This is a genomic window from Flavobacterium sufflavum (assembly GCF_004016525.1).
Classification (GTDB): Bacteria; Bacteroidota; Bacteroidia; order Flavobacteriales; family Flavobacteriaceae; genus Flavobacterium; species Flavobacterium sufflavum.
The window spans coordinates 64,665-76,893 of the sequence record NZ_SACJ01000002.1; the positions used below are offsets into that span (position 1 = coordinate 64,665).

General features: G+C 33.4%; 12 protein-coding genes. 7 read left to right on the forward strand and 5 right to left on the reverse strand.

Annotated features, from left to right (window positions below; genetic code table 11):
* The first annotated feature begins 9 nt into the window (after positions 1-9).
* The 6 genes from EOD40_RS03220 to EOD40_RS03245 all read left to right on the forward strand — a co-directional run bounded on the left by EOD40_RS03220 (position 10) and on the right by EOD40_RS03245 (position 5,983).
* Positions 10-780 carry a DUF3108 domain-containing protein gene (locus EOD40_RS03220; protein WP_128193473.1) on the forward strand — a complete coding sequence of 257 codons (771 nt, stop codon included), beginning with the start codon at positions 10-12 and terminating at the stop codon, positions 778-780.
* Positions 780-1,712, forward strand: coding sequence for a tryptophan 2,3-dioxygenase family protein (locus tag EOD40_RS03225; protein ID WP_128193474.1), 933 nt, complete (start codon positions 780-782; stop codon positions 1,710-1,712). Before EOD40_RS03220 ends, EOD40_RS03225 begins: the two co-directional genes overlap by 1 nt.
* 31 nt (positions 1,713-1,743) lie before the next feature.
* Positions 1,744-2,976: a peptidoglycan DD-metalloendopeptidase family protein gene (locus EOD40_RS03230; protein WP_128193475.1), complete on the forward strand. Its 1,233-nt coding sequence runs from the start codon at positions 1,744-1,746 to the stop codon at positions 2,974-2,976.
* A gap of 183 nt (positions 2,977-3,159) precedes the next feature.
* Positions 3,160-4,803: a glucose-6-phosphate isomerase gene (gene pgi, locus EOD40_RS03235; protein ID WP_128193476.1), complete on the forward strand. Its 1,644-nt coding sequence runs from the start codon at positions 3,160-3,162 to the stop codon at positions 4,801-4,803.
* Between the two features lie 150 nt (positions 4,804-4,953).
* Positions 4,954-5,379 (forward strand): hypothetical protein, encoded by a 426-nt coding sequence (locus EOD40_RS03240; protein WP_128193477.1) that lies wholly within the window; start codon positions 4,954-4,956, stop codon positions 5,377-5,379.
* Positions 5,380-5,452: 73 nt separating this feature from the next.
* A complete protein-coding gene (locus EOD40_RS03245) occupies positions 5,453-5,983 on the forward strand; it encodes a septal ring lytic transglycosylase RlpA family protein (RefSeq protein WP_128193478.1) in 531 nt (176 codons plus the stop codon).
* Between the two features lies 1 nt (position 5,984).
* On the opposite strand, the gene EOD40_RS03250 is transcribed toward EOD40_RS03245, so the two are convergent.
* Positions 5,985-6,452 carry a CYTH domain-containing protein gene (locus EOD40_RS03250; protein WP_128193479.1) on the reverse strand — a complete coding sequence of 156 codons (468 nt, stop codon included), beginning with the start codon at positions 6,450-6,452 and terminating at the stop codon, positions 5,985-5,987.
* Positions 6,453-6,484: 32 nt separating this feature from the next.
* Positions 6,485-7,888, reverse strand: coding sequence for a T9SS type A sorting domain-containing protein (locus EOD40_RS03255; protein WP_128193480.1), 1,404 nt, complete (start codon positions 7,886-7,888; stop codon positions 6,485-6,487).
* A 100-nt stretch (positions 7,889-7,988) separates the two neighbouring features.
* Here EOD40_RS03255 and dinB point away from each other — a divergent pair, with 100 nt between their 5' ends.
* Positions 7,989-9,074 carry a DNA polymerase IV gene (gene dinB, locus EOD40_RS03260; protein WP_128193481.1) on the forward strand — a complete coding sequence of 362 codons (1,086 nt, stop codon included), beginning with the start codon at positions 7,989-7,991 and terminating at the stop codon, positions 9,072-9,074.
* A 71-nt stretch (positions 9,075-9,145) separates the two neighbouring features.
* Here dinB and EOD40_RS03265 read toward each other — a convergent pair whose 3' ends face one another.
* From EOD40_RS03265 to pyk, 3 genes are all read right to left on the reverse strand, one after another.
* On the reverse strand, positions 9,146-9,913 hold the full coding sequence (locus EOD40_RS03265; RefSeq protein WP_128193482.1) for a Bax inhibitor-1/YccA family protein: 768 nt from the start codon (positions 9,911-9,913) through the stop codon (positions 9,146-9,148).
* Positions 9,914-10,071: 158 nt separating this feature from the next.
* The gene (locus EOD40_RS03270; RefSeq protein WP_128193483.1) at positions 10,072-10,581 is read right to left on the reverse strand and encodes a DUF421 domain-containing protein; all 510 of its coding nucleotides are present in this window, start codon (positions 10,579-10,581) and stop codon (positions 10,072-10,074) included.
* A 210-nt stretch (positions 10,582-10,791) separates the two neighbouring features.
* The gene (pyk, locus tag EOD40_RS03275; protein WP_128193933.1) at positions 10,792-12,225 is read right to left on the reverse strand and encodes a pyruvate kinase; all 1,434 of its coding nucleotides are present in this window, start codon (positions 12,223-12,225) and stop codon (positions 10,792-10,794) included.
* Between the last annotated feature and the right edge of the window lie 4 nt (positions 12,226-12,229).

A 12,229-nucleotide genomic window follows, 5' to 3' on the forward strand; every position in this document is an offset into this window, starting at 1 on the left:
AAGTAAATTATGAAAAAGATAATGCTACTCTCATTATTGATTTTAACTACCAGTTTTGATTCTCATGCCGATGACTCATACGGTGTGGGTGAATGGTTTAAATTTCGTATTCATTACGGATTTGTCAATGCTGGATATGCCACACTTGAGGTAAAAGACGCTACTGTAGATAATACAAAAGTTTTTCACGTTATAGGTAAAGGTTATACTACCGGTTTGTCACGCTTTTTTTTTAAAGTTAACGATACTTATGAAAGCTATATTGATAAGCAAACAGGGAATCCGTATCAATTTGTAAGAAAGATTGATGAAGGAGGTTATACCAAAGATCAGGAAGGTTTTTTTAATCAATCAGCCAATAAAATAACGGTTAAAGATTATAAAAGGAAAACCGAAAAAACCTTTGTTGTTCCAAAAAACACTCAAGATATATTATCGTCCTTTTATTACTTACGTAATTATCCTAATATTGATAAAATCAAGCCCGGAGAGTTTGTTGTAATAGATATGTTTTTTGATGAAGAAACCACAAAATTTAAGTTAAAATTTATCGGGCGTCAAGATATTACCACTAAATTTGGAGTGGTGTCTTCAATGGTTTTTAGACCTTTAGTACAGTCAGGACGTGTTTTTAAAGAACAGGAGAGTTTAACGGTTTGGGTTTCAGACGACGAAAATAGACTGCCAGTGCGTATAAAGGCAGAATTAGCAGTAGGATCACTCAAAGCCGATTTAGATGCTTTCAAAGGATTGAAAGGCTCTTTTAAAATAAAGAAATAATGAGTGTTAATGAGAATACAGCCAGTATTTTAAAAGAAATAGAACAAAAATACGCATCCATTCATCAAAAAACGGATACGCAGTTAGAAGGTTTGCTTTGGTCAAAACCTGTTACTTACTGGGATTATATTCACACGGACGTATTGTTGAATTTGCAAATTCAAAGAACAGTTCTACCTGATGAAATGGTTTTTATTCTCTATCATCAAATCAACGAATTAATTTTCAAGATGATTCTTTGGGAAATGAATCAGATTTCTCATACTCAAAATATTCAAGCCGATTTTTTCACCGACAGATTAATGCGTATTAGTCGTTATTTTGATATGCTAACCACCTCTTTTGCTATCATGGAAAAGGGCATGGATGTAGAACAGTATATGAAATTCAGAAATACACTCACTCCGGCTAGTGGTTTTCAAAGTGCACAATACCGTTTAATTGAGTTTTGTACAACTGATTTGGTTAATCTGATTGATAGCCGTTTTAGAGCAACATTTGATAATACTATTTCAAATGAAAATGCGTTTGAAATTTTGTATTGGCAGGCAGCTGGAACAGAACCGGAAACAGGAGGTAAAACCTATACTTTAGAAGAATTCGAGAAAAAATATAAAGCCACTTTTTTAAATTATATGGAAGAGTATAAATCCATAAATATTTGGCAAAAATATAAACAGCTTTCCGTTCAGGATCAGGAGTTACAAACTTTGAAAGATGCAATGCGTCATTTAGATTATACAGTAAATATTAGCTGGGTATTGCAACATTTAAATGTAGCTATTAAATACATTGATCAGAGTGGTATGGGAGATGGAGAAGCAACAGGGGGAAGTGACTGGCGAAAATATATGCATCCAAAGCATCAAAAAAGAATATTTTTTCCTGAATTATGGAGTGGGGCTGAATTAGCAAATTGGGGTCAAGAATAATAAGATGTAGAATACAATAAATAGAAACAGTTTGAAATACTTTTTAATAATTATAATTGCACTAACTTTAGTAATATCCTGTAAAAAATCGGATGATGAAACACAGAAGAAACAGCTAGTTAAAAAACTAAATTCCAAAAAAGATAATTCTGATTTTGGATTTAATTTTGCCGACTTTAATGTTGTTCAGGACACCGTAAAAAAAGGAGATACTTTTGGAACGATTATAAATGAGCAAAATATTGGCGACCTAAAAATCTATGATATTGTAAATAGTATTAAAGATACTTTTGATGTGCGTACCATTAGACCTGATAAGGCATACACCATGTTGCGATCTAAGAATAAAACCAATAAACTACAGGTTTTTATTTACGAACCAAACGACTTAACGTATTATGTTTTTGATTTGCGTGATTCGGTGATAGTTGCGCATAAAAAAGTACGCCCTGTAACTTATAAACGCAGAGTGATTACAGGAGTTTTAAAAGGTTCTCTGTCTGAAACTTTAACTAATTCGGGAGTAGAAGCGGCTTTGGCAAGTCAGATTACAAAAATTTATTCCTGGTCAATTGACTTTTTCAAATTAAAAAAAGGAGATCGTTTTGGAATTGCATTCAATGAACGTTATATAAATGATTCGATTTATAATGGCGTAAGTAATATCGAAGGAGCTTTTTTTGAATACAAGGGCAAAATCATGTATGCTTTTCCATTTGTTCAAAATCAGGCTTCAGGCAAAGTCGATTATTATGACGAAGATGGTAAGACGATGAAAAATCTTTTCCTGAAATCGCCTATTAAGTTTAGCCGAATTACTTCCCGATTTACAATGAATAGATTTCATCCCGTGCAACACCAATGGAAGGCGCATAAAGGAACTGATTATGCAGCTCCTACGGGAACTCCTATTATGACTACGGCAGCTGGGGTGGTGGAAACAACGGGTTATACAGCAGGTAATGGAAACTTTGTAAAAGTAAAACACAATGGTACTTATTCTACCCAATATTTGCACATGTCAAAAATCTTGGTGAGACGTGGTCAGCATGTGAATCAGGGAGACGTTATCGGTCGTGTGGGGAGTACGGGTTTAGCATCGGGCCCTCATGTATGTTATCGTTTTTGGAAAAATGGAGTACAGGTTGATGCATTAAAATTGAAACTACCTACAGGAACGCCGATGGAGAGCGGAAACAAAGCGAGATTTATGAATACAATCGAACCTTTAAAGCGGGAATTGGACAGCATAGGGAATTTATAGTTTAAAGCATTGATTTTTTAATCTGAAATTATAAGGGAGAAACAGTTTATAGTGAATTGTTTCTCTTTTTTTATGCATAAACTGGTTGGTTTTTATAATTATATAGTTGGAATCTTTTCTGCAATTACAACTAATTTCAGTATTTTTACGACCAAATCTAAAACACTAAAAACAAAAAAATAAATGGCGTTAAGTACTCTAAACCCAACTAAAACAGCTTCATGGAAGAAGCTCGAAAAACATTTTGATCAATTGCAAAACGTTTCTATGCAGGAAATGTTTAAACAAGATGCTTCAAGAGCGGAAAAATTCAGCATTCTTTGGAATGATTTTTTAATTGATTATTCTAAAAATATTGTCAATCAGGAAACAATGGCTTTATTGCTTGAGTTGGCTAATGAAATGGGACTTAAAAATGGGATTGAGGATTATTTTGGAGGAGGAATAATTAATCAAACTGAGAATAGAGCCGTACTTCATACTGCATTAAGAGCTAAAAAATCGGCTGTAATTAATGTAAACGGAGTAAATGTAATTCCGGAGGTTTATGAAGTAAAAAATAAAATCAAAGCTTTTACTAATGAGATTACTTCGGGTAAAAAAACGGGTTATACCGGAAAAGTTTTTACTGATGTAGTAAACATTGGTATTGGTGGTTCTGATTTAGGACCAGCCATGGTGGTTGAAGCTTTACAATATTATAAAAATAATTTGAATGTTCATTTTGTTTCCAATGTTGATGGGGATCATGTGAATGAAATCATTAAAAAGTTAAATCCGGAAACGACTCTTTTTGTTATTGTTTCTAAAACGTTCACTACTCAGGAGACTTTAACTAATTCTGAAACTATCAGAAAATGGTTTTTACAATGGGCATCACAGGAAGATGTAGCCAAACATTTTGTGGCAGTTTCTACTAATTTGCAAAAAGTAACTGAATTCGGAATCAATCCTGACAATGTATTCCCAATGTGGGACTGGGTTGGAGGACGTTTTTCACTTTGGAGTGCGGTAGGATTGTCTATCAGTTTAGCGGTAGGTTTTGATAATTTCGAAGAATTGTTAAACGGAGCAAACGAGATGGATGAGCATTTTAAAACAGCCGATTTTGATAAAAATATACCAGTTGTTTTGGCTTTGTTAAGTGTTTGGTACAACAATTTCTTTGGAGCAGAGAGCGAAGCTTTGATTCCATATACCCAATATTTACAAAAACTGGCGCCTTACTTACAACAAGGAACTATGGAAAGTAATGGTAAAAGTGTTGGTCGTGATGGTAAAGCTGTCGGTTATCAAACAGGAACTATTATTTGGGGAGAACCAGGAACGAATGCCCAACATGCCTTTTTTCAATTAATTCACCAAGGAACTAAATTGATTCCAACTGACTTTATTGGTTACGTTCAGCCTTTGTATGGGGATAACAATCATCACGATAAATTGATGTCTAACTTTTTTGCACAAACGGAAGCGTTGTTAAATGGAAAGGAAGAAGCAAAAGTTCAGGCAGAATTTGACAAACAGGGACTTTCGGCTGAAGCAGCTCAATTCCTTTTACCATTTAAAGTTTTTGCAGGAAATAAACCTACAAATACGTTCTTGATTCAGAAATTGACACCTAAGTCATTGGGTTCTTTGATTTCTTTATATGAACACAAGATTTTTGTACAAGGATTTATCTGGAATATTTTTAGTTATGACCAATGGGGAGTGGAATTAGGAAAACAATTGGCTAATTCTATCCTGGACGAAATTAACTCAAATGAAGTTAAAAATCATGATAGTTCTACGGCTTCTTTGTTGAGTCATTTTTTAAGAAATAAATAACATTTAGCTTGTTTTGTTTAAATTGCTGATTTTCAGTCATTGTTTAAAAAATACTTGATTTAAATGAATATAAACCTCATTCTCTTTTAGCGGAATGAGGTTTTTTTTATACCTTTTTTGTTTATATTTGTTAAAAAAAATATCAAAAACATGTACGAATTCATTCAAAAATTTCATTCAGGTTGGGCTTATTTAGCACTTTTATTATTAGTGGTTGCGGTAGTTAATGCTTTTATAGGTTTAGCTTCCAAACAAGAGTTTACTGCTAAAGATAGAAAGATTGCAATTTTTGGATTGATAGGAACTCACACTCAATTATTAATTGGTTTGATTTTATATTTTGTTTCGCCACTTGGATTTACATCTTTAGGCCAAATGTCAGACAAAATGTTGCGATTAACTTCATTAGAGCATCCATTAATTAATATTATTGCTATTGTTTTAATTACAATTGGTTGGTCTAAACATAAAAAGCTAACTACAAGCGAATCAAAATTCAAGACTTTTTCTATTTTCTATGGATTAGGATTATTGCTGATACTAAGTAGAATTCCCTGGTCGTTATGGCTTCAATAAAAACTTAAAAAGTCCTTTTTAGGACTTTTTTTATCTGGTTTTTGTTTTAATAGATTTGAACTAAAAAGTTAATATGAAAAAATCAATAACATTATTATTACTTCTTAGTGTAGTTTTTGTAAATGCTCAAAGTAGGGTTAGACAAAAAACTACATCAGCAAAAACTGTTTTGTCAAAATCATCTGTTTCAAAAGGAAATTCATCTAAGGATAGCTTGAATAAAGATAATAAAGCTTTTGCTTTTGTAACTAAAAATGAAATAGTAAAAGATACGATTCAGGATGAAGTAGTAGGTAAGCTAAAAGTGTATAAAAGAAGTGTTCATGCTTCTTATTATGCCGATAAATTTAACGGACAGCGTACTACAAGCGGAGTAAGATTCAGTAATAATGATTATACTGCAGCACATAAAAAATTCCCTTTCGGAACCAAACTGAAAATTACCAATGAGGCCAACGGAAAATCAGTTATTGTTGAGGTTATTGACAGAGGTCCATTTGTGAGATCAAGAGAAATTGATTTGACTAAAAGAGCTTTTATGGAAATTGCCAAAAACAGAGGGTCAGGTTCTATGATTGTTACTATTGAGGAAATAGTAAAATAAATTACCAGTTTTTATAAGGGTTCTTGCTTAAATAAGAGTTGTAATAACGGTTGTCATTCGTGACTTCTTCTCCTAACCAACTCGGTTTTTCAAACATTTCTGTTTCCGATTGCAATTCGATTTCGGCCATTTCTAAGCCTTCATTTTCGCCGTAAAACTCATCCACTTCATAGGTGTGATTGCCTACTTTTACTTCAAAGCGCGTTTTGTCGATTACTCCTTTTTCGCAAAGCAACAATAGATTTTTAGCTTCATCAACAGCAATTTCTTTTTCCCATTCAAAACGAGACATGCCTGAAGCATTTGAGCTTCCTTTTATAGTCAAATAAGCCTTGTTTTCTTTTATTCGAACTCTAACAGTGCGTTCAGGATTTGAGCTTAAATAGCCTTGAATAATGCGTTTTTTCGAAAAAGCTTCCTTTTTATAAGAATCTGAAGTGACTAAAAATTTTCGTTCTATTTCTAACATCTATCTTGTAAATTATAGAGACTAAAGATATATTATTCTTTTATAATTTTAAATGTTTGTGGCGAATCGGTATTAGAAATTTTAAGAATATAAAAACCAGTATTTAATTTGGAAACATCAATAGTACCATCGGTGCTTTTTCCGTGTAAAATAGCATTGGATTCGAAATCAAAAAAATCATAATCAAAATTTTTGTAATCGTAATTCTTAATTGTAATCACAGTTGTGGCAGGATTAGGAAATACAAAAGGTTTAGGGATGCTTACAGTTTCAACTTGAGGGACATTGTTACAGGCGCTTTCTATCAAAGTAGCTAAATCATTTTCATCATAAACTAAGGTGTAACCAAGTGCTTTGGCTTTTTCGAATAATTCACAGGCTCGACTATATTTCTTTTGATCCAGGTAAATAATGCCTAAATTTTTCATAGCATACGAATTGTTTTTGTCCATCTTTAAGGCTTCTTTTAAATCCTGAATTCCTTTTTCGGATTCGCCCAGTTTATGGTATAATAAACCTCTGGTAGTTCTTAAATCCCTGCCTCCATAATTAGATGAGTGTGCTATGATTGCTTTTTCTTTTTTGAAAGCAATGGTGATACTTTCCATGGCTTTTTTATATTCGCCAATATCACTATATAATCGTGCTAATCCCCATCTTGCATGACCGTGTTCTGAATGTACGGCAACAATTTTTTCTAAATAATAGCGGGCTAAATCAGTGGATTTTTTTTCTAGCAAATAATTACCAAAATTATATAGGATTCGATAGTCTTCTGGAGCTGCAGCCATCGCTTTAACATAATATTGATTGGCAGCATTTTCCATTTCAAGTTCTCCATATAAGTTAGCAAATATGTCATAAAGAGTGCTTTCAAAATTTTTTCGGCTTCTTTTTGCAGCTTCTGAGATTACTCTGGTAGTGTCTTTATTGTTTTTATTTACGATCCATTCTACCTTTCTTAAATCATCAAGTGCTAAGAATCTATTGCCCAGACGGGCTCTTAAATCACCTCTGTTAAATAAGTCCCATAAATTGGTTGGATTATAATTTGTTCGGGTATTTAATTCTGTAAGTAACTGAAGGTACTTTTTTGCGTTTTCTTCTGTTTCCTTGTTGTTGAAAGGTAATTTGTGATCGGTTCGGCTTAACAATTTCCCATGCGAGAAATTCCAGGTAACCAGTTTTTCACCCTGATCGTTGTATTGAAATGAATAGGAATCTCTACGTCCTTTATCATCAAAATAAAAAACTTCATTTATTTTTCCATTGCTGTGATAGGTTTTCATGCTATCCATTATTTTATCAGATCCTTTCCATACTTCCATGGATATTACTTTGTCTTTATAGTAACGTTTGTAATCTTTAGTATTGATATCAATCTGACTCCATGATAAAACTGGAAAAAGGAATAAGGAAAGTATTTTTATATTCATAGGTATTGTTTTATAAATGAATTGATTTTTGATTTTAAGCATGTTAAATGTAAGATATTTATATGTATTTAAGCGTAAAAAAATATTATAATTTTGTTTTATGTCTGAAATGAATCCTCATAGAAAAATCATACACATCGATATGGATGCTTTTTTTGCTTCTGTGGAGCAAATGGACAATCCTGAGCTTCGTGGAAAACCCATTGCTGTGGGAGGTTCAGAAAATCGTGGTGTTGTTGCTGCGGCTAGTTATGAAGCCCGGAAATTTGGTGTTCGTTCGGCTATTAGTGGTGTCTTGGCAAAGAAATATTGTCCCGAACTTATTTTTGTACGACCACGATTTGAGCGTTACAAGGAAATTTCGAATCAAATTCATAAGATTTTCCGAGATTATACTGATTTGATTGAACCGCTTTCATTGGATGAAGCATATCTGGATGTAACCCAAAATAAAAAAGGAAATCCTAGTGCCAGTTTGTTGGCGCAGGAAATTCGCAGCCGTATTTTTAATGAGGTTGGATTAACGGCTTCGGCGGGAATTTCGATTAATAAATTTGTTGCTAAAATTGCCAGTGATTACAATAAGCCTAATGGACAAAAAACGGTGACTCCTGAGGAGGTGATTCCTTTTCTGGAAGTTTTGCCTATTCGAAAGTTCTATGGTGTGGGCAAAGTTACGACCGAGAAAATGTACCAATTGGGTATTTTTACGGGATTGGAATTAAAAAGTAAATCCTTGGAATTTCTGGAGAAGCATTTTGGGAAATCGGGAAGTTATTATTACTATGTGGTGCGTGGAATTCATAATAGCGAAGTAAAATCAAGTCGCATTGCAAAATCAGTCGCTGCCGAACATACTTTTGATGTTAATCTTTCTTCCGAAATTTTTATGTTGGAACAATTGGAACTCGTAGCCAATAGCTTGGAACGAAGACTTAAAAAGCACAATGTTTCGGGGAAAACGGTAACCTTAAAAATAAAATACAGTGATTTTACACAGCAGACACGTAGTAAAACTTTACCTTATTTCATTGCCGACAAAGGATTGATTCTGGAAACGGTAAAAGAATTGTTGTATCAGGAAAGAATGAAAGATTCGGTTCGTTTACTCGGAATTTCGATGAGTAATTTAAATACCGAAGTGAAGAAAGCGGTTGTTGCAGTACAGCTAAAATTTGATTTTTAAAAAAGAAACCGCAAATTCATAAACTAGAAACTAATTTGCGAATTTGCGGTTTAATAATTTTTTCGGTGAAATTATTTTTTACTTGAAAGTTTAGATAACAATCTTAGGAATTCAATGTACAACCAAACCAGGGTAATCATCAATCCCATAGCGCCAAACCATTCCATGTATTTAGGCATTCTTTGTTGGACTCCTTGTTCGATTCGGTCAAAGTCTAAGAATAAGTTTAAAGCTGCAATTACAATTACAAAAACACTGATTCCAATGCTCATCATTGAGTTGCCGTAATGCACAGGCTGGTAACTTGTAAACATTGAAACTAACCAGGAGATTAGATAATAAGTAGCAATGGCTAATGTTGCTGCCACCACAACCGATTTGAATTGCTCAGTTACTTTCACAATTTGGAACTTATAAAGTCCTAAACAAACAGCAAAAGTTACAAATGTAGCTCCAACTGCTTGGATAACAATTCCAGGATATTGTACTTCAAAAATAGCAGAAACTCCTCCGATAAATAATCCTTCAAACAAGGCATAGCCTGGAGCTAAATAGCCCGAATATTGTGGTTTGAAAGCAGAAATTACTACCAAAACGAAGCCTACGATAGCACCACCAATAGCAGGTATAATAGGATTCATGCCATTAAACGTCATCCACCAGATAACCATTGCTGATGCCGTAAGTAATAAGAATAGTAAAATGGTTTTGTTAATAGTTCCTGAAAGTGTCATGTCTTGGTCGTAACCAATAACGGTTGCTTCGTGAACTTGCTCTGCTCTAGATGTAGGCGAGAAGTTTTTATTGTTTAAAAAAGGGTTTTTAGATTTAAATTCCATACTAAATGCATTTTATGTTAGTCAAATATAAATGATATTTTTTAAGATAGCTGTTTAATTCTTCTTAATTTTTTTGAAAGCAATTTTTTATAAATTAAGATTATACAAATAGCTAAAAAGAAATATTGTATTATTTATTTTAAAAGTGTTGCTGGGCTTTAGTTTATTACTTTTTTGTTTCTTTTTATTCTTTTGTAATGTGTTTGACGAAGATTTTTATCTCCAGAAATTATGCTGATATTTCCATCAATTTCCAGCATTGCCAACTTTACATCTGAGAAATGTTCGATTCCATGTTCCCTAATGGCTTCTTTTAATTCATTAGAAGTAATGTTTAATTTACTCAATGTTTTGAAATACATTTGACCGTTGTGGATTAATATTTCTGGTTTTTCTTGTATAAAAGCACTGAATTTCGGAAACATAAATGTTAATTTTTTTAAAGTGAAATTGATAATAAATAGTACTGCGGCTGCAGCTAAACCACCAAAAAGGCTCACGTTGTTTCCTACCATTGCATTTTGAACTGAGTTGCTAATTAGTAGAATCAAAATAACATCGGCAGTATTTAGTTGAGATAATTCTTTCTTGCCAAACATTCGGAGAGCGATTAACATAAATAGATATACAGAAGCACTTCGAATGATAATATCAAAATACGGATTCATTTTTGTAATTTATTATGAGTTGAGAAATAATAAGTTTAAGTCGTAATTCAAATTAACAACAAATCTACGTTTAGTTGATTGGAAAACAGGAAAATCTAAAGATGAAGTAAGAAAAATTATTGTAGAACTATAGTTTGGATTATTTTTTAAAAGCAAAAATCCGTCCTGATAGCTATCGGGACGGATTTTTATATTTTGCTAAAATTGCTATTAGATAATTTCAGAAACTCTCATGGTGTTTACCATTCCTTTTTCGGTAATAGGCATAGAAGCTAAGTTGATGATATAATCACCTGTTTCAACATGTCCTTTTTCTTTAGCTATTTTGTTGATGTCAGTAACTGTAGTGTCAGTACTTTCTTCTTTATCATAGAAATAAGTTCTAACTCCCCATAACAAACTCAATTGAGTAAGGATTCTTCTGTTTGAAGTGAAAACCAAAATCTCAGCAGTGTTAGGTCTCCAGGCTGATAATTGGAAAGCAGTATAACCACTGTTAGTCATTGTAGAAATAGCTTTTGCTTCAATAGCGTTAGCCATAGTTGCTGCATGACGACAGATTGTTTTAGTGATAAAACGGTTTGTTTTGATTTGTGGGGTGTTTTGTGGTACGTGAATAAGAGGTGAATTTTCCACAGCCTCACAAATTTGGGTCATTTTTTGAATTACTTGTACTGGGTAATTTCCGGCAGCAGTTTCTCCTGAAAGCATTACAGCGTCAGCACCATCCATTACTGAGTTAGCAACGTCATTTACTTCGGCTCTTGTAGGAGTCAAGCTGGTAATCATGGTTTCCATCATTTGCGTAGCAACGATAACAGGAATTCTAGCCGTTTTTGCTCTTCGAATTAAGTCTTTTTGTACTAATGGTACTTCGTGAGCAGGAAGTTCAACTCCTAGATCTCCACGGGCAACCATCAAAGCATCACAATAAGCTACAATTTTATCCATGTTTTCTAATGCTTCAGGCATTTCGATTTTAGCAACAATTGGAATTTTGTTTTCAGCGTGTTCAGCAATTAATTCTTGTAAGTCCTGTAAATCACGTGGAGTTTTTACGAATGAAAGAGCGATCCAGTCTACTTTTTGTCCAATAGCAAAAATAGCATCGGCAATATCTTTTTCAGTCAAAGCCGGAAGAGATATTTTAGTATTAGGAAGGTTAACTCCTTTTTTAGATTTTAATTCACCACCTTGAATTACTTTAGCAACAACTTCTGTATTTTTGTCAGTTGAAACGATTTCGAAAATTAATTTTCCGTCATCTAATAAGATTCTTTCACCTGGATTTACATCGTTAGGAAAGTTTTGGTATTTCATGAAAACTCTTTCGGCAGTTCCTACAATGTCTTCGGCTGTAGTAAATGTGATTAAGTCACCATCGTTTACAACAACACCGTCGTTCATTACTCCAACACGAAGTTTTGGTCCTTGTAAGTCTGCAAGTATGGCTGTAGTATAACCGAATTCTTCATTAAGATCTCTGATGATTTTTATTCTGTTTTCTACATCAGCATAATCAGCGTGAGAGAAGTTAATTCTGAATACATTTACACCTGCTTCAACCATGTCCTTTATGATTTCTCTTGTGCTGCAAGCAGGCCCAAGGGTAGCCACAATTTTAGTTTTCTTGTTTGTAGTAATCATT